Annotated in this window: 16 protein-coding genes; 7 read left to right on the forward strand and 9 right to left on the reverse strand. The window is 55.3% G+C overall.

The features are described from left to right. Positions 1-233 precede the first annotated feature (233 nt). Both rpmA and rplU read right to left on the reverse strand, forming a co-directional pair. Positions 234-491 carry a 50S ribosomal protein L27 gene (rpmA, locus tag NYE85_RS02280; RefSeq protein WP_004955926.1) on the reverse strand — a complete coding sequence of 86 codons (258 nt, stop codon included), beginning with the start codon at positions 489-491 and terminating at the stop codon, positions 234-236. A gap of 17 nt (positions 492-508) precedes the next feature. Beyond that, entirely contained in the window at positions 509-820 is a 312-nt protein-coding gene (rplU, locus tag NYE85_RS02285; protein ID WP_004955927.1) for a 50S ribosomal protein L21, read from the reverse strand. Between the two features lie 268 nt (positions 821-1,088). On the opposite strand from rplU, the gene ispB reads away from it, so the two are divergent. Further along, positions 1,089-2,060 carry an octaprenyl diphosphate synthase gene (gene ispB / locus NYE85_RS02290; RefSeq protein ID WP_259002687.1) on the forward strand — a complete coding sequence of 324 codons (972 nt, stop codon included), beginning with the start codon at positions 1,089-1,091 and terminating at the stop codon, positions 2,058-2,060. 13 nt (positions 2,061-2,073) lie between these two features. Here the strand turns inward: ispB and NYE85_RS02295 are convergent, their stop codons facing one another. After that, positions 2,074-2,469: a DNA-binding protein gene (locus tag NYE85_RS02295; RefSeq protein WP_259002688.1), complete on the reverse strand. Its 396-nt coding sequence runs from the start codon at positions 2,467-2,469 to the stop codon at positions 2,074-2,076. Between the two features lie 178 nt (positions 2,470-2,647). Here NYE85_RS02295 and NYE85_RS02300 point away from each other — a divergent pair, with 178 nt between their 5' ends. Further along, entirely contained in the window at positions 2,648-2,908 is a 261-nt protein-coding gene (locus tag NYE85_RS02300; RefSeq protein ID WP_259002689.1) for a helix-turn-helix transcriptional regulator, read from the forward strand. A gap of 67 nt (positions 2,909-2,975) precedes the next feature. On the opposite strand, the gene mdh is transcribed toward NYE85_RS02300, so the two are convergent. Next, on the reverse strand, positions 2,976-3,914 hold the full coding sequence (mdh, locus tag NYE85_RS02305) for a malate dehydrogenase (protein ID WP_004955932.1): 939 nt from the start codon (positions 3,912-3,914) through the stop codon (positions 2,976-2,978). A gap of 464 nt (positions 3,915-4,378) precedes the next feature. Here mdh and argR point away from each other — a divergent pair, with 464 nt between their 5' ends. The 3 genes from argR to yhcN (NYE85_RS02320) all read left to right on the forward strand — a co-directional run bounded on the left by argR (position 4,379) and on the right by yhcN (NYE85_RS02320) (position 5,922). Beyond that, complete coding sequence (gene argR, locus NYE85_RS02310) at positions 4,379-4,849, forward strand: transcriptional regulator ArgR (protein WP_259002690.1); 471 nt, start codon at positions 4,379-4,381, stop codon at positions 4,847-4,849. Positions 4,850-5,264: 415 nt separating this feature from the next. Further along, positions 5,265-5,528 (forward strand): peroxide/acid stress response protein YhcN, encoded by a 264-nt coding sequence (gene yhcN / locus NYE85_RS02315; RefSeq protein WP_259002691.1) that lies wholly within the window; start codon positions 5,265-5,267, stop codon positions 5,526-5,528. A gap of 130 nt (positions 5,529-5,658) precedes the next feature. Further along, positions 5,659-5,922 (forward strand): peroxide/acid stress response protein YhcN, encoded by a 264-nt coding sequence (gene yhcN, locus NYE85_RS02320; RefSeq protein WP_259002692.1) that lies wholly within the window; start codon positions 5,659-5,661, stop codon positions 5,920-5,922. A 405-nt stretch (positions 5,923-6,327) separates the two neighbouring features. Here yhcN (NYE85_RS02320) and mpl read toward each other — a convergent pair whose 3' ends face one another. Next, entirely contained in the window at positions 6,328-7,707 is a 1,380-nt protein-coding gene (gene mpl, locus NYE85_RS02325) for a UDP-N-acetylmuramate:L-alanyl-gamma-D-glutamyl-meso-diaminopimelate ligase (protein ID WP_259002693.1), read from the reverse strand. Between the two features lie 170 nt (positions 7,708-7,877). On the opposite strand from mpl, the gene fbp reads away from it, so the two are divergent. Continuing rightward, positions 7,878-8,882, forward strand: coding sequence for a class 1 fructose-bisphosphatase (fbp, locus tag NYE85_RS02330; protein WP_004955940.1), 1,005 nt, complete (start codon positions 7,878-7,880; stop codon positions 8,880-8,882). A gap of 83 nt (positions 8,883-8,965) precedes the next feature. Here fbp and NYE85_RS02335 read toward each other — a convergent pair whose 3' ends face one another. Further along, positions 8,966-10,519 (reverse strand): methyl-accepting chemotaxis protein, encoded by a 1,554-nt coding sequence (locus tag NYE85_RS02335; RefSeq protein WP_259002694.1) that lies wholly within the window; start codon positions 10,517-10,519, stop codon positions 8,966-8,968. Between the two features lie 246 nt (positions 10,520-10,765). On the opposite strand from NYE85_RS02335, the gene ppa reads away from it, so the two are divergent. Then, positions 10,766-11,293, forward strand: a complete 528-nt coding sequence (ppa, locus tag NYE85_RS02340; RefSeq protein ID WP_259002695.1) for an inorganic diphosphatase — start codon at positions 10,766-10,768, stop codon at positions 11,291-11,293. Between the two features lie 55 nt (positions 11,294-11,348). On the opposite strand, the gene NYE85_RS02345 is transcribed toward ppa, so the two are convergent. The 3 genes from NYE85_RS02345 to NYE85_RS02355 are packed head-to-tail and all read right to left on the reverse strand — an operon-like array spanning position 11,349 to position 17,250. Next, positions 11,349-11,696, reverse strand: a complete 348-nt coding sequence (locus NYE85_RS02345) for a gamma-glutamylcyclotransferase (RefSeq protein ID WP_259002696.1) — start codon at positions 11,694-11,696, stop codon at positions 11,349-11,351. 2 nt (positions 11,697-11,698) lie between these two features. After that, positions 11,699-15,517 (reverse strand): translocation/assembly module TamB domain-containing protein, encoded by a 3,819-nt coding sequence (locus NYE85_RS02350; protein WP_259002697.1) that lies wholly within the window; start codon positions 15,515-15,517, stop codon positions 11,699-11,701. Then, positions 15,514-17,250 carry an autotransporter assembly complex family protein gene (locus NYE85_RS02355; protein ID WP_259002698.1) on the reverse strand — a complete coding sequence of 579 codons (1,737 nt, stop codon included), beginning with the start codon at positions 17,248-17,250 and terminating at the stop codon, positions 15,514-15,516. Before NYE85_RS02355 ends, NYE85_RS02350 begins: the two co-directional genes overlap by 4 nt. Positions 17,251-17,310 lie beyond the last annotated feature (60 nt).

Raw genomic sequence — 17,310 nt, forward strand, 5'->3', positions numbered from 1 at the left:
TGATTTTTGCCTGCGCGCTGTCGGGCCGCTGCACAGCCCTATACCCTAATTGCAAGGAGCGTCAACTCGGTCGCAAACCGCTTGGTACTGCGAACCAGCCCGTTGCCCCACTACCGCCTGAAGCGCGTTTCGGGCACGCTCGGCACGCCTGCAATCTGAATATGCCGGGTATAAATGTAAAAAGCCCCGCAACGAATTGCGGGGCTTACATCTATTTAGTAAGGCTCGAAAAATTATTCAGCGTCGATGCTGATGAATTTACGATTGCTCGGGCCTTTAACTTCGAATTTGACTTTACCGTCTTTCAAAGCAAACAGAGTGTGGTCTTTGCCGCAACCCACGTTGGTACCAGCGTGGAATTTGGTGCCGCGCTGACGAACGATGATGCTGCCTGCCAGTACTGCTTCGCCGCCAAAGCGCTTAACGCCCAGACGTTTGCTTTCAGAATCGCGACCGTTACGAGTCGAGCCGCCAGCCTTTTTGTGTGCCATTAATCCGCTCTCCTAACTTAAGCGCTGATGCCGGTGATTTTGACGTCAGTGAACCACTGACGGTGGCCTTGCTGCTTACGGTAGTGCTTACGACGACGAAACTTAACAATCTTAATTTTCTCGCCACGACCGTGAGCAACGACTTCAGCTTTGATCTTGCCGCCATCGACGAAAGGAACGCCGATTTTGATATCTTCGCCATTAGCGATCATCAGAATCTGGTCAAACTCAACCGCTTCACCAGTTGCGATGTCCAGCTTTTCCAAGCGAACGGTCTGACCTTCGCTTACTCGGTGTTGTTTACCACCACTTTGGAAAACCGCGTACATATAAAACTCCGCTTTCCGCGTGCTCAACCGTGTAGTACAGAGCGCGCTATAAATATTCACAATAGGGCGCGAATTCTACGCAAAAATACAGCACATGACAAGAGCAGAATCCGGCCTGAAGCAGAAAAAAGAAGAAAAAAAGCACAGTTTCTTTCCTGGCGTTTATCTGAGGCGTTTTTCAAGTACAATCAAGGAACAGTTACCGCCATGTACCGATGTGAGCAGCGATCTCAACGCGGTGAAGAGAAACACAGCTGAAAACAATACAATGAACCTAGAACAAATTACCGAGTTAACCGCGCAGGATATGGCGGCCGTGAACGCAACAATTCTTGAACAGTTGAATTCCGAAGTCACGCTCATCAATCAGCTTGGCTATTACATTATCAGCGGTGGCGGTAAACGCATTCGCCCGATGATCGCCGTACTGGCAGCTCGGGCGTTGCAGTATCAGGGTGACAAGCACATTACCGTTGCTGCGCTGATCGAGTTCATCCACACCGCCACATTACTGCATGACGATGTGGTGGATGAGTCCGATATGCGCCGTGGCAAGGCAACCGCCAACGCGGCGTTCGGCAATGCCGCCAGCGTGCTGGTGGGTGACTTCATTTATACGCGCGCGTTTCAGATGATGACCAGTCTGGAATCGTTGCGGGTACTGGCGTTGATGTCGGAGGCGGTCAACGTGATTGCCGAAGGCGAAGTGCTGCAATTAATGAACGTGCACGATCCGGACATTACCGAGGAAAGCTACATGCGGGTGATCTACAGCAAGACCGCGCGCCTGTTTGAAGCCGCCGCACAGTCCTCCGCCATTTTGTCCGGCGCCACTGAGGCACAGGAACAGGGGCTGCAGGATTATGGCCGCTATCTGGGCACCGCCTTCCAATTGATTGACGACCTGCTTGATTACAGCGCTGACGGCGTCACACTGGGCAAGAACACCGGCGACGATCTGAATGAAGGCAAACCGACGTTGCCGCTGCTGCACGCCATGCACCACGGTAATGCGCAGCAGACGGCGATGATTCGCGGCGCCATCGAACAGGGCAACGGGCGGCATTTACTGGAGCCGGTGCTGGCAGCCATGGAGCAGTGCGGTTCGCTGAGCTATACCCGCCAGCGGGCGGAAGAAGAAGCAGACAAGGCTATCGCTGCGCTGCACGTCCTGCCACAATCACCGTTCCGTGACGCGCTGGAAGGCCTGGCGCATCTGGCGGTGCAACGGGATTTCTAGCAACCCAGTTTCCCTATCTTTTCTCAGGCTCGCTATCCGGGCCTGTCATCGCATCAGCGGTAGCCTCATCGCTGATGCGCGCCAACAGGCTGCCAATGCCTTCCCGCATCAAAAAAGCCAATATCTGTTCGCGCTCGCTCTCCGTCATGTGGCGGAAATATTCGATCCATACCGCCAACGAATCGTTGCGTTCAACATGATAACCGGCCGGCTCTTCTTGCATTATCAATAAATTACGCACCGGCAACGGCAGGCTTTCGATGTGGTACTCCACCGCTTTACCCTGTACCCCCTTGCGACGACGGCTAAGCCATCCCTCACGGCGCGCCATTTGATTGATTCCCTGTGGTGAGGACGGTAACCCTGCGATGCCTATTAGCTCCTTGGCGGCAAACCACTCGTTTTTCATAACCTTTTTCTCTGGAAAATTATGTGGCCAACGTTTTTTAAGAAACCAGACCGCCATTTTTAGAAAATAATGGTATTCTGGTTTCCGTCTAAGCGTTTCATGTTGTGCGAACGATTAATACATGCCTGTTAGTTATACCACTAACGGAACTTTGACTAATCAAAAAAGGAATGAAAACATGAATTCAAGGAGTCAGGATTGGCATCCGGCAGACGTTATTGCCGCATTACGCAAGAAAGGCACCACGCTGGCAGCGGTATCGCGACGCGCCGGTTTAAGCTCGTCCACCTTGGCAAATGCCCTGTCCCGCCCGTGGCCGAAGGGAGAATGGCTGATTGCCGATGCCCTGGGCATCCATCCGGCGGACATCTGGCCGAGCCGCTATTTTGATCCCGATACCCATCAGTTGCTGGATCGCAAATCGCGGATAAAGTCGTAATTGCGGGCAAAAAAAACCGCCGGAACGCTGTCCGGCGGCCTAATCAGGATTCACTCAGTGCAAGCTATCACTTGTTGACAAAAGTCTCGCCCAGCTCGATATCTTTGCGCAGAGTGTCTAACATCTCTTCCAGCGCTTTTTGCTCGAACGCGCTCAGGGTGCCGATGTCTTTGCGTTCTTCCACACCGTTTTTACCCAGCAGCAACGGTTGTGCGAAGAAACGGGCATATTTGCCGTCGCCTTCTACATAGGCGCATTCTACCACCCCTTGCTCGCCTTGCAGCGCGCGTACCAGGGACAGACCGAAACGTGCCGCAGCCTGACCCATGGACAATGTAGCAGACCCGCCGCCGGCTTTCGCTTCAACCACTTCGGTACCCGCGTTCTGGATACGCTTGGTCAGATCGGCAACTTCCTGTTCGCTGAAGGTAACGCCAGGGATCTGGGACAGCAGTGGCAGAATGGTCACACCCGAGTGACCACCGATTACCGGCACGTTCAGTTCTTCCGGCTTTTTGCCTTTCAGCTCGGCCACGAAAGTGTTGGAACGAATGATATCCAGCGAAGTAACGCCAAACAGTTTGTTCTTGTCATACACACCGGCTTTTTTCAGCACTTCGGCCGCGATGGCGACCGTGGTGTTCACCGGGTTGGTGATGATACCGATGCAGGCTTTCGGGCAGGTTTCCGCCACTTGCTGGATCAGGTTACGCACGATGCCGGCGTTGACGTTGAACAGGTCAGAGCGATCCATCCCTGGTTTACGCGCCACACCAGCGGAAATCAGCACCACATCCGCACCCTGCAAGGCAGGCTTCGCGTCTTCGCCGGCAAAGCCTTTGATGTTCACTGCGGTTGGGATGTGGCTTAAATCGACGGCAACGCCTGGGGTTACTGGGGCAATGTCGTAGAGGGAGAGTTCAGAACCTGAAGGAAGCTGGGTTTTGAGTAGAAGGGCGAGGGCCTGGCCGATACCGCCAGCAGCACCGAGAACTGCAACTTTCATCCTATACTCCTTTATTATCTTAAATATAAAAGCGCCGTGAATTTCTGGGTACGGACCTTAGATTATTACACCTTTTAAAACAATCTCTTAACAGTTGGACTGAGAGATGGCGCAACAAAATGGTCTCGATCGCGGACATTTTAGATTAAATAGCTTACGCATTAAGGGCATAGCGCACACTAATCGAAAATAGTGCGAGGTTATTCACGAGCAAGTTAACCGGCCGTTACATTACACCCTTACACAACATCAGAACAACATCATTTTAATAACATTTTCTTTACCGGTGAGGCGGCTTTTCCCCTGAGTGAAAAGGGCATATTCATGAGATACGGATTTTGTTAAAATACCGCCCTTTCCTTATTGTCCGGGCTACTTTGACCTTTCCGGGCAGTGCCTTGTTGCATAAAAATTCATATATATGCATAATAATGAACTCTATTGTTAACATTCACCGGTGCAAAATGCGTAATCCCGCAAAGCAGGAAGATCTGATCAAGGCGTTTAAAGCGTTATTGAAAGAAGAAAAATTCAGCTCGCAAGGCGAGATCGTTTTGGCGCTGCAGGAAGAAGGCTTCGAAAACATTAACCAATCCAAGGTGTCGCGCATGCTGACCAAGTTCGGTGCGGTGCGTACACGCAATGCCAAAATGGAAATGGTTTACTGCCTGCCGGCCGAACTGGGTGTGCCGACCACCACCAGTCCGCTGAAGAACCTGGTACTGGACGTCGACCATAATGATGCGGTGGTGGTGATTCATACCAGTCCGGGTGCGGCACAGTTAATGGCCCGTTTACTCGACTCGCTGGGCAAATCCGAAGGCATACTTGGTACCATTGCCGGTGATGACACCATTTTTGTCACCCCCGCCAACAACTTCAGCGCTCGTCAACTGTATGAAGCCATCCTGAAAGTGTTCGAGCAGGAGCTGTGATCGCCATGGCTAATAAAATGTGGATCTCCGCCGCATTTTATTAGCTTTTCTTAACGACTACTTTACGTTCACGGCATAGCCCCTCTATCGACTACCACGTATAACGCTGCGTAACATCCCATCTGCGACACATTTCCATGACATTTATCCGTAACTAGTGATACCTGCTATTAATTTCCGCACTTTTGGTCAAAAGCGCTTAGCCCGTTGAAATTACATCCATTTAACAATAAAAGTGTGTTTTGTGAGCGTTTTTTATTCCATTTTGCTATGAAAAATAATCAACGTTATGCGTAAGTTTCACAAGAAACAGTTAGCCAACTATTAATTTTTTACGTTACTAGATGTATACTCATTTCCGTGACGTAAATCACAGTTCACAGGAACTGACAAAAGAATTCCAAGAGGCAAAATCATGAAAGTTAAAACTACAGTAATGGCATTAAGTGTCCTATCCATGCTTTCTTTCGGATCATTTGCAGCACAATCCGTTAGCACAGATCAGGCGGCAAAACTGCAATCCGCCGGCACCATTACCGTTAGCGGCGTCGCTGGTGCACCGTCTGATATTCGCGCAGCGCTGTCTGCCAAAGCGGATGCCCAAGGCGCTACCGCTTACCGGGTGATCGAAGCGCGTAACGAAGGCAACTACCACGCCACCGCAGAAATCTACAAGTAAGCACGACCGGCATTACCCGACAACGGGCAATAAATCTCTGGAAAACAGCAGTACCTATCACGGCCTTCAAGAATAAAAAACGCTAGCAAGACCTTCCTGGCCGGGATGGACACCATCAAGGACTACCAATATGAACATGAAAATCACTCTCGCTGCGGTCAGCCTGCTCTCAGCCGTCAGTTTCGGTGCCAGTGCCGCTAGCCTGGTGGACAATGCGCAAGCCAGCAACATGCAGTCGATCGGTACCATTACTGCCAGCGGAGTGACCGGCTCCCCTTCCGACATTCGTCAGGCGCTGTCTGACAAAGCCGACAAGCAAGGCGCCAAAGCCTATCGCGTTATCGAAGCCTATGAAAATGGCAACTGGCACGCGACGGCCGAAATTTACAAATAACAATTCAAAGAACGCGTTATCGAACTGATTACCCTCGTCACTGCCACTGCCGAGTTTGACGTCAACGCGAATTCTTTGAAGAAACCCCTCGTCGTCCTATCCGACGAACCCCATTGCCTCCGCTCGCGGGGGCTTTTTTTTATGGTTCACGCTGATGCGATAAACCTTTTTTATGGGTGTACAAAAGGGCCGCAAGCGGCCCTCAGACTGACGATAAACCTCATTCCTGCACTGAACGAGTAGAGATCAATAAATAAAAAAGCAGGAAAATCAATTTATTGATTTTCGGCCGATCGCCACAAAGCAGGAAAAACCACGCTTTTTCCTGCTTTGCCAGCAACCTAAGGGCCGCAAGCGGCCCTGTAGCAACAAACGACGGGATGACAATGCCACCCCGATTGCCTGTCAGTAACGTTGCGGCGCTGCCGGCTTATTGGCCAGTGCCGTCAGCAGCTTGTCGTGAATACCGCCAAAGCCCCCGTTGCTCATCACCAGAATATGGTCGCCCGGCTGCGCCGTTTTCACCACCATTTCTACCAGCGTATCCACATCAGCGCTCCAATGGGCCGGCTGCACACAGGCTTCGGCCACTTCCGCCACCTGCCATGGAATATGGTGTGGCTGGAACAGGAACACTTCGTCGGCGCGCCCCAGCGACGGTGCCAGCTCGTTTTTGTTGATGCCCATTTTCATGGTATTGGAGCGCGGTTCCAGCACCGCCAGGATGCGTGCGGTACCGCCGACCTTGCCGCGCAGCGCCGCCAGCGTTGCCAGAATCGCCGTCGGGTGATGGGCGAAATCGTCATAGACCGTGACGCCGTTGGCTTCGCCGCGCAGTTCCAGACGGCGACGCGCGTTGATAAAATCATTCAAGGCGTGGCAGGCGTCTGCTGGCTGCACGCCAACGTGACGAGCAGCTGCGATGGCCATCAGACCATTATGCATATTGTGTTCACCCACCAGCGTCCAGTTGACCTCGCCCACCGTTTCGCCATTGAGCTGCACTTCATACCGGCTGGCATCGGTGGTCAGTTTATTGGCGCGCCAGACGCCCTCTTCGCCCACCAGCTCCTGTTCACTCCAGCATCCCATCGCCATCACCTGTTTCAGGTGCGGATCGTTGTCCGGCAGGATGATCTTGCCTTTGCCCGGCACCAGGCGAACCAGATGGTGGAACTGCTTCTGAATCGCCTTAAGATCGTCAAAAATATCGGCGTGATCGAACTCCAGGTTGTTCATGATCAACGTTCGCGGGCTGTAGTGCACAAATTTCGAGCGTTTGTCAAAGAAGGCACAGTCGTATTCATCCGCTTCAATCACAAAGAACGGGCTGCCACCCAGGCGAGCGGACACGTCAAAATTACCCGGTACGCCGCCGATGACGAAGCCCGGTTGATAACCGCAGGCTTCCAGGATCCAGGTGGCCATGCCGGCGGTAGTGGTCTTGCCATGGGTGCCGGCAACGGCCAGTACCCAGCGGTCGCGCAGCACATGATCATGCAGCCACTGCGGGCCGGATACATAGGGAATCCCCTGTTCCAGCACCGCTTCGACGCACGGGTTGCCGCGCGTCATGGCATTACCGATGATCACCATGTCCGGAGCGGGATCCAACTGCGCCGGATCGTACCCCTGGATCAAATCGATCCCCTGGTTTTCCAACAGCGTGCTCATCGGAGGATAGACGTTGGCATCGGAACCGGTAACCTCGTGTCCAAGCGACCGAGCCAACATGGCCAGCCCACCCATAAAGGTGCCGCAGATGCCAAGAATGTGAATGCGCATAGGTTTCTCATTTGAGTACGTCGAATGTGCGCTTATTCTAACGCTCAGAATCGTCCAGAAGAAATGGATTTGCCTATGAATGACGCAATGCTTTGGGCTACACTGCTGTGCGAAAACGTTGGCGGTATGTTAACAAACCGCTATCCATCCGTAGATTCAGGGATTGTGTCATGAAAACGTTAGGCGAATTTATCGTCGAGAAACAGCACGACTTCTCTCACGCCACCGGCGAACTGACTGCATTGCTTTCCGCAATCAAGCTGGGCGCCAAGATCATCCACCGCGACATCAATAAAGCGGGTCTGGTGGATATTCTAGGCACCAGCGGCGTTTCCAACGTACAAGGCGAAGTTCAGATGAAACTGGACCTGTACGCAAACGAAAAACTGAAAGCCGCATTGAAAGCGCGCGGTGAAGTTGCCGGGATCGCTTCCGAAGAAGAAGACGAAATCGTGATTTTCGACGGCGAGCGTGCTGAAAATGCCAAATATGTGGTGTTGATGGATCCGTTGGACGGTTCGTCCAATATTGATGTCAACGTCTCGGTCGGTACTATTTTCTCTATCTATCGTCGCATCACCCCCGTCGGTACGCCTGTTACCGAAGAAGATTTCCTGCAACCGGGCAGCGCCCAGGTCGCAGCCGGGTACGTGGTTTACGGCTCCTCCACCATGCTGGTGTACACCACCGGTTATGGCGTGCACGCCTTTACCTACGATCCGTCTCTTGGCGTATTCTGCCTTTCTCACGAGAAAGTGTGCTTCCCGGAATCCGGCAATATGTACTCGATCAACGAAGGTAACTACATCAAGTTCCCGCTCGGGGTGAAGAAGTACATCAAATACTGCCAGGAGCAGGATGAAGCCACCCAGCGCCCGTATACCTCACGCTATATCGGTTCACTGGTTGCCGACTTCCACCGCAACCTGCTGAAAGGCGGCATTTATATCTACCCAAGTACCGCCAGTCATCCGCAAGGCAAACTGCGCCTGCTGTATGAATGCAACCCAATGGCGTTCCTGGCCGAGCAGGCCGGCGGTAAAGCCAGCGACGGTAAAAACCGCATTCTGGACATTACCCCGCAGAAACTGCACCAGCGCGCGCCATTCTTCGTCGGCACCAAATCCATGGTGGAAGACGCGGAACGCTTTATTGCCGAATACCCGGACGAATAAAGCCCCATTCAGGGCCGGCTCGTCCGGCCCGATATGCTCCCTGACGACCATTCCAGGCCGCGCTACCGTACGCCGTCGCCCAATTACACTTTGAACGCCGCCATGCTGTGCGCCAGCGCCTGTGCCTGCTCTTCCAGTGAACGCGTTGCCGCTGCGGACTCCTCCACCAGTGCCGCATTCTGTTGCGCCACCTGATCCATCTGCGCGACCGCGACGTTCACCTGCTCGATACCGCTGCTCTGCTCGCGGGTCGCCGCTGAAATCTCACGCATCAATGCCGTAACCCGCCCTACCTCATCGGCAATGCCGTTCATGGTTTTTGCGGCAGACTCGGCCATTTGCTCACCCTCCTGCACTCGATTTTGCGATGCTTCAATCAGCCCCTTGATCTCTTTGGCCGACTGCGCACTACGCTGTGCCAGGCTACGCACTTCGCCAGCCACCACGGCAAAGCCACGGCCCTGCTCGCCAGCGCGCGCGGCTTCCACCGCCGCATTCAGTGCCAGAATATTGGTTTGAAACGCGATACCGTCCATCACGCTGATGATATCGGCAATGCGGCGCGAACTGTCGGTAATCGCCTGCATTTTATCTTTGACCTGGCCAACCACCTGACTGCCGCGATCGGCAATATCGGACACGCTCAACGCCAACTGGTTGGCTTGCTGAGCATTTTCGGCGTTCATTCTGACCGTTGAGGTCAGCTGTTCCATGCTGGCGGCGGTTTCCTCCAGCGATGCCGCGGACTCTTCGGTACGTTGCGCCAAATGTACGTTGCCGGCAGCCAGTTCTCGCGATCCAATATCAATCTGGCTGCTGGCGTCACGCACTTTGCTCACCGACAGCGCCAGAGATTGCTGCATGCGCTGCATGGCATGCGTCAGACGCCCCATTTCGGTAGTGCCGCCGCCGTGAATGTTACGGGTCAGATCGCCATTGGCAATATGCTCCAGCTCGGCGATCGACACATCCAGCGGCCGCAGAATGATCACCCGCAGCGCAAACCAGGCCACTATTGCCAGCAGTACGCTGAGCACGCCGGCCGCCACGATCAGCATAATCTGCGTACTGGCATTGCCTTGCGCCTCATCTACTCGCTGCTGACCGATCTGCATGGCAAAGCTGCGGAACTCGCCAAGATCGTTTTCAAACGCAATGCTCAACTTTGAGATGCGCGTTTCCTGAATGGCGTAATAACCGGCGATATCACCGGCCTTGATGGCATCTGCCATCGGCCTCACGCCCTGTTCCTGATAGGCCTGATAACTGGCCTGCAAGCGTTTGGATAACGCTTTACCCTGTTCGGTCACCGTGCCAACGCGAGTAAAGCGCGCCATCTCCTGCTGCGACTGGTTCAGATAACCGTAGATACGGCCTACCGTAGCATCGGACACCTCAATCTGGCCGGTTTCGCGCTGGCGCACCGCCAACGATGCTGCGGTGCGGGCACGCAGCGTCAGATTGGAGCTGTTGGCCAGCGATCCCAGCTCCTCTCCCAGGATCTGGTTCAGCGTATGCAGTGAGCGGGATCCCTGATTGATGGCGTTTACGCCGATTACGCTGACCATAATCAGCAATACCGTCATCAGTCCCAGCAAGGCAATCAGCCCGGCCTTGACCGTAATCTTGTTTAACATGTGTTCTTCCCGGCTTTAGACAAATAGGTGTGGTAGAGGCAGAGGCATGACACGGCGCACGCACCGTTATTATTTATTGGGTTTATCGGCACCAAAGGGAAAAACTTGACGGCAACGACGGATTATTCTGGAAATTCATGCTAAAGGAGACGCGCGCGGCCACGCTGATGAAAAGGGCAGGAAATCGCAAAAGAGTCCGCTATAATACCCGGCACTCCATTTCTGGTTTGATTAAAGGAAACCGACATGAGCTTGAACCTGGTCCCTGCTGGCAAAGACCTGCCGGAAGACATCTACGTTGTTATCGAAATCCCGGCCAACGCCGATCCGATCAAATATGAAATCGACAAGGAAACCGGCGCACTGTTCGTTGATCGTTTCATGTCTACCGCAATGTTCTATCCGTGCAACTACGGTTACATCAACCACACCCTGTCACTGGACGGCGATCCGGTTGACGTGCTGGTGCCTACTCCGTACCCGCTGCAGCCTGGTTCCGTGATCCGCTGCCGTCCGGTCGGCGTACTGAAGATGACCGACGAAGCCGGTGAAGATGCCAAACTGGTTGCAGTGCCGCACAGCAAACTGACCAAGGAATACGATCACGTAAAAGACGTGAACGAACTGCCAGAACTGCTGAAAGCCCAGATCGCTCACTTCTTCGAGCACTATAAGGATCTGGAAAAAGGCAAATGGGTGAAAGTGGAAGGCTGGGCCGATGCCGCCGCCGCCAAAGCCGAGATCGTTGCCTCCTTCGAGCGCGCCAAGAAGTAAGTCTTCGCCCTGGCGATAGATGAAAAAAACACCGCTCAATGAGCGGTGTTTTTTATTACGCTTCGTCGTGACGCTTCAGCCAGTCACCGCTTTCAATGAGCGGATATCCCTCTACGCTGTGTCGATACAGGTAGATCCACGCAGTGCCATAAGGCGTCTGAATCAGCTCGCGCTTATAGTCCTTGGTGTTGCTTTTCAGTTCGTCAAGCTCTGCCAGAATCGATGAGTTAATACGATACACCTCACAATGTATCGCGCCCTCTCCAGGGATCGCCGCCGGGTAATGGCCCAGATTATAAATCTGATAACCTTCGAGCTCATGCTCGCCTAACCATTGGGCGTTGGTCATCCAATGGCTGTTTCCCTGTTTGCGTCGTAAACTGCCGTAGACAATTATTCGCATCGCTAAAACTCAAACTGATAGAGCAAATCTAGTGCCTGGTCGAGACCGGACACCGCTTCCAGATACAACTTAGGCATCAGGCGGTAACGCAACGTCAGCGTGGCCAGCGAGTCGAAAATACCCACCCCATATTTTACTTGTAAGCCAGGGAGGACATAACCGCTCACGACAACCTGGGAGCTATCACCCACTCCCGCCGTATCAAGGGCCAAATTACTTACGCCAAACGCCTCGCCGATTTTACCCACAAGTTGACCACTTTGTGCAACCCCCAGACCAACTAACATTGAGGTCATGGCGTTGCCGTCAGCGCCGGAACTGCTCAATCCCTGACCGCGCAACAGATAAGACAGCGCTTCCTGTTGCGATTTGGCCGGATCCGAGAACACTTCCAGTTTGGGCGCATCCGCCAGCCCGGTGACACGTACGCCGGCGGTAACGCCGTCTTCGGTGGCCTCCGGATTACGAATCGCCTCCATATTCAGCAGCGGCTGATCCGGCGGACCGGAGAACATCAACTGCCCCTTGCGGATGATCAGATCCTGACCGTAAGCATGGAAGCGACCCGACGGGATGTCAATCTGGCCGTTCAGCCCCAGGCCGCGCTTGTCCTGCGCCACTTTCAGATCGCCCTTCAGGCGGGCTTTCAGGCCAAAGGCGTCCAGCCGCACGTCGTCGCCGACGTGAATCATCAGGTTGCTGTTAATCGGTATCGACGCGGTTTTCGGCTGAATCGGCTTCAGTTGTCGATCCAGCATCACTTCGTCGGACGAAACGCCCACTGCGCTCTCCGGCAGTTCCTGCACCGTAATGCGCGCCCAAGGAATATCGACGTTGCCGTTGAGCGAGAACAATTGCGGCGTCGCTTCAAACACCAGATCGGGAGAAACGTCGAGACGTACCATCGGCGGTACCGTCACCCGCAGCTTGTTGCCCTTGGCGGCAATGCGCGCGCGCCAGGCGTTGATATCGCTCCAGTCGGCGTCGCCGGTCATGTTCAACTGACCCTGGGTGGTGGTGATCAAGCCGTCTAGCGTCGAATTCATGCCGTTAAAGTTGATCGCCAGGCGGCCGTCGGTCATGTCGAACGGCATCCAGCTACCGTCAATATCCACCTTGTCCAGCGCCAACCGGCCAAACACCAGCGGTTTTTGCGCGTTGCCACCCAGCCGCAGATTGGCGTTCAACATACCAGCGGCTTTCTCGCCCTGCATCAGCGCCGGATTAATCAGTGCCAGGGAGATATTGGTGATATTGACGTTGCCACTGAGATTGCGCCGCGTCTGCGGGTCGGTGACCTGCACATTGCCGTCAAACTGGCCGTTATTGTTCAGCTTGATGCGCCAGTCGGCCTGCGCCCGGCCATTGTTGATGCCTGCGTTAAGGTTGAGCGTATCAAAGGCGATCGGCAGCGGGTTACCCTGTACCTGCTGCACCACTTTCACCCCGTTGCCCACCAGGGCCACCTTGGCCTGCGGCAGCGCGCCACCCGGCGTCCAACTGACGTCGGCCCGGCCGGTGAACACGCCGCTCAGCGCAGTGTCCGGTCCAAGGAACGGTTTAATCATCTTCAGATCGAAACGGTTGAGCACCACGCTGGCCTGGCCACTGGCGCCGGCTTCGATGGTTTTCGGCACGCATAGTTCGGCATCCGGATTTTGCCAGCAGTGTGGCCCGACGCTGATTTTTTGCTGGGTATTGAGGTAGTCGAGCGTCATGGCCCGCGTCAGGCGCCACTCGCCCACCGGCGTATCAAAGCGGGTGTTGTTCATGCTGCCGCGCCAGCGTTGCTGCTGTCGGTCAAAGCTGCCGGTCAGCGCCAGCTGGCCGGATACCGGCTTGCCGTCGATCTTCAGCTGTAGCGCGTGCTGCTTCTCGCTGCCCTTGGCGTCCAGCGTCAAGAGGTTGACCTCCAGCGCATCCTGCTTGAGCTGTTCCACCCGCACCGCCAACTGCCCCTGGATCTGATCGGTGGAACGCACGTCGCCGTCCACCTTTACTCGCCGGATATGCAGTGCCTGCCATTGCAGGCCGGAGGCGGTCAAATCCGCCAACAGTTGCGGCGCCTGCAGATTGCCGCGCAGTTTCAGCTGGCCTTTTGCGGTGCCACCGAGCCCCGGCAGCGCGCCGTCCAACTGCGGTGCGTCAATGTCGGCATCCAGATTCCAGTTTTTCTCATCCAGTTGCCCTTTCACATGCAGACGGTTACGCCCCAGCGCCAGATCGACTGCGGGGATTTTCCATTGCCCGGCGGCGTTGCCGCTGAGTGAACCACGCGCCGATACCTTGTTTTGCTTGACGTTGCCGTCCAGTTGCAGCGTCGGCACCTCCAATTGCCAACTGCCGCCGTACAGGCTGCCGCGGGTGGTGATTTTGCCGTCGAGCTTCGCCGGCCACTCCGGCCACTGCTTGGCGGTATTGATGCCGCTCAGTTGCAGCTGCGACGTCCAGCTGATGGCCTTGCTCCAGTCCACCAGCGCGGTCAGATCGGCATTGCCCTGCAACGCCGCCAGCCGCAGACGTTGTAGTTTGAACTGCTCGACGTTGCCTTTACCGTCCAGTGTCAGTACTGCCGGTGGCAGATCCTGGCCTTTGATATTGGCACGCGTCGACAGTGCATAATCGGTGGCTTTGCCGTTGAAGCGCAGTCGTAAACCGTCAACCTGGTACTGCGCCTCACCGCTAAGCGGCCATCTCAGCCGTTTGCCTTCCAGCGTCAGCACCAGCGGTAAACCGGCCTGTGCCAGTTGAGTTTGCAGATCCAACTGCGCCCCCACCGGTCCGGACAGATTCATCGCCACGCTTAACGCCTCACGCAACGCGCCACCGACGTTCAGCTTCACTTTTTCGCCCTTCAGCGGCTCCACGTTCAGCGTGCCGTTGGCGACCATTTCCACCGGCCACTGGTCTTTCAACGTCGCCTGCCCGTGCGCAAACAGCGTGCCCTGCGGAGATTTGACCTCGAACTTATCCAGTTGCAGATGCTGATCCAGGGTGCTGGCCTGTAACAGCAGGCTGGTGATCAGTACGTCGGTATCGCCGGTCAGGCGCAGTTGCTCGCCACGGATCTCCTTCACCGTGATATCCAGCGGCAGGCGAACCTCCGGCAAATCCGGCAACAACGGCTTAGCAAACAGCGCCTTCAGCGTTTCCCCCAATGGGGTTTCCTCTGGCTGTGGTGCAGGTTTCGGCGACTCAAGCGTGCGCTCGCCGACCTGTTTGGCCACCTCAACCGCCGGTTGCACCGCCTCCGGCAACGGGTTTTGCGGGGTTTTTGGCAGCGCGATCAACAATGCACCGATCCTGGTCGGCATCAGGGTCAATGCACGTTGCTGCCATTGCGCTCCGGTGCTGAATTCGCCCAGCGAAATGGCAGTGTCGTCAACGCTGACCTTGACATTGTTCAGCGCCAGTTTGCGCAGGATAATCGGGTACGGCGTACTGAGATTGGCCGTCGGCTCGTCGCTGTCGGCGACCGGCTCCGACGGCGTCATTTCGCTGGTCTTCACCACCACGTCAACGTCGTCGGCGGTCAGCGCATTAACGCACAGCGAGCTACGCTTGAAACAGGACAGGTCGAGCGAAAGGTGGAATTGACCGGCATTGACCGTCACCCCGGGCATCTGATACTTGACGCCCTTCAGCGTCAGATCGCGCCAGCCGCCGGTGACGCTGGCAATGTCCAGTCCTGGCACCCAGCGCGCCGCCGCGTTAAGAGTCATATGCAAACCGCTGGTGGTGCCCAGCAGGAACGCCACGCCCCCCACCAGCAACAGCAGCACAATCAGAAAGCCAAGACAGATCTTTTTTACCAGGCTCATAGTTCGGGCCCCAAACCGATATAAAATTGCATCCCGTGGGTTTCCTTATCCCCGACCGGAGCGGCAATATCCAGTTTCACCGGGCCAACCGGCGATTGCCAACGTACGCCGACGCCAGCGCCGGTTTTGAAGTTGCTCTGTTTAATGTCGTTCACCGCTTCGCCGGAGTCGACGAACACCGCGCCCCACCACTTGCCGGTAACGTTGTATTGGTATTCCACCGAGCCGGTCAGCATTTTTGACGCACCGGACAGTTTGCCGTCCTCGTCACGCGGGGAGATATTCTTGTATTTGTAGCCACGAATGCTGCGGTCACCACCGGCGAAGAAGCGCAGATCGGGAGGAACCTTGTCAAAGTCGTTGGTTTCGATCCAGCCGACCTGGCCGCGCAGTACAAAGCGATGCTTGTCCGCCAGCGTGCGGATCCATACGTTTTGCGCCTGCATCAGCGCAAAATCGACGCCGGAGCCCCAGGTGGTGTCGGAAACGTCGATCGAATAGCGCTGTGAATCGCCCCAGGTCGGCATCAGCCCGCCGCGCGAGCGGGTGCGACTGACGCTGACGCCTGGATAAAGCAGCGCGGTGGTGTTGGTGACGTTACCCTGGGTAAAGTGGTCGAGCCGCCCGGTCAGGTTGATGGCATGCTGCCAGCCGCTGGACAGATCCCAGTTGCGCGATACCACTACCTTGGTACTGTCGGATTTGGTGTCGTTCCAGTCTTCATGCTTATAACCCCCCTGTAACAGGTAGTACTGTTCCAGCGGGTTTTTCAGCAACGGGATTTTATACGACAGATCCAACTGCTGCTCCGGGCCGGACAGATACAGGCTGGTTTCCAGGCTGTGGCCGCGATCGTTGAGCCAAGGCTTCTTCCAGGTGCCTTTAATACGTGGCCCGACGTCGGTGGAATAACCGACGCCGGCTTCGATGATATTGCGTTTGCGCGGCGTGACCAGCGCATCCAGCGGCAAAACCTTGTTCTCTTTGGCGTCGTCGAAATCAGGGGAAACCACCACCGAATTAAACCAGTTGGTCGCCGACAAACGGCGGTTCAGCTCAGCCAGATCCTGCGAGCTGTAATAGTCCCCCTGATGAAAGGGCACCAGATTTTGCAGATAGTCTTCACGGATTTGCGCGCCCTGAAAGCTCACTTTGCCAAAGCGATAGCGTTCGCCGCTGTTAAAATCAATGTCCCAAAACGCTTTATGCAGCTCTTCGGAGACGCCGAGCTGGCTTTTGGTCAGTTCTGCGTCGAAATAGCCCTTGCGCAAAGCCAGACCGGTAAGTGACCCTTTGAAGCCGTCATATTTGCCATGGTTAAGAATTTCACCGATGGTCGGCCGGCCTTTTTTGACCAGCGCCAGGTAGTCTTCGTCTTCCCTGGCACCGCCCTGCAGCGTGATGTTGGCACCGGCGATGCGCACCGGTTCGCCCGGGCTCACCCTGGCATGCAACACCGGGCGCGAAAGTTTGGGGTTGTTGTCGAGGGTGAAATCAATGGTCGGTTCATAATAGCCGAGCGCACGCAGCCCCTGCTTGATGGCATCCGCCACGCGAGCGCGGAAACGCCCGCCGTCGCTCACCTCTTCCGGAGTGATCGATGACAAACGAACGCGAACGTTTTTTTCCAGTTCCCCACTAAGACCTTCCACCTGCAACCGGATATTGGCCGATAACGCCGCTGGTGCGACAAACAGCGCGCATAAAACGCAAAGGGCACGATATCGTGGCACGCGTTCTCCTTAATTATTTTACTTTCCTGTCAATGTCGCCGTTCTGACGCCGACGCATTA

The sequence above is a fragment of the Serratia sp. AKBS12 genome, assembly GCF_024793895.1.
Taxonomy (GTDB): Bacteria; Pseudomonadota; Gammaproteobacteria; order Enterobacterales; family Enterobacteriaceae; genus Serratia_F.

Excerpts from the sequence above, each read along its gene's own strand:
- NYE85_RS02295 (WP_259002688.1), bottom strand. The coding sequence starts at position 2,469 with ATGAAAAACGAGTGGTTTGCCGCCAAGGAGCTAATAGGCATCGCAGGG.
- fbp (WP_004955940.1), top strand. The coding sequence starts at position 7,878 with ATGAAAACGTTAGGCGAATTTATCGTCGAGAAACAGCACGACTTCTCT.
- yhcN (WP_259002692.1), top strand. The coding sequence starts at position 5,659 with ATGAACATGAAAATCACTCTCGCTGCGGTCAGCCTGCTCTCAGCCGTC.
- mpl (WP_259002693.1), bottom strand. The coding sequence starts at position 7,707 with ATGCGCATTCACATTCTTGGCATCTGCGGCACCTTTATGGGTGGGCTG.
- yhcN (WP_259002691.1), top strand. The coding sequence starts at position 5,265 with ATGAAAGTTAAAACTACAGTAATGGCATTAAGTGTCCTATCCATGCTT.
- rplU (WP_004955927.1), bottom strand. The coding sequence starts at position 820 with ATGTACGCGGTTTTCCAAAGTGGTGGTAAACAACACCGAGTAAGCGAA.
- ispB (WP_259002687.1), top strand. The coding sequence starts at position 1,089 with ATGAACCTAGAACAAATTACCGAGTTAACCGCGCAGGATATGGCGGCC.
- NYE85_RS02350 (WP_259002697.1), bottom strand. The coding sequence starts at position 15,517 with ATGAGCCTGGTAAAAAAGATCTGTCTTGGCTTTCTGATTGTGCTGCTG.
- rpmA (WP_004955926.1), bottom strand. The coding sequence starts at position 491 with ATGGCACACAAAAAGGCTGGCGGCTCGACTCGTAACGGTCGCGATTCT.
- NYE85_RS02345 (WP_259002696.1), bottom strand. The coding sequence starts at position 11,696 with ATGCGAATAATTGTCTACGGCAGTTTACGACGCAAACAGGGAAACAGC.
- ppa (WP_259002695.1), top strand. The coding sequence starts at position 10,766 with ATGAGCTTGAACCTGGTCCCTGCTGGCAAAGACCTGCCGGAAGACATC.
- NYE85_RS02300 (WP_259002689.1), top strand. The coding sequence starts at position 2,648 with ATGAATTCAAGGAGTCAGGATTGGCATCCGGCAGACGTTATTGCCGCA.
- NYE85_RS02335 (WP_259002694.1), bottom strand. The coding sequence starts at position 10,519 with ATGTTAAACAAGATTACGGTCAAGGCCGGGCTGATTGCCTTGCTGGGA.
- argR (WP_259002690.1), top strand. The coding sequence starts at position 4,379 with ATGCGTAATCCCGCAAAGCAGGAAGATCTGATCAAGGCGTTTAAAGCG.
- mdh (WP_004955932.1), bottom strand. The coding sequence starts at position 3,914 with ATGAAAGTTGCAGTTCTCGGTGCTGCTGGCGGTATCGGCCAGGCCCTC.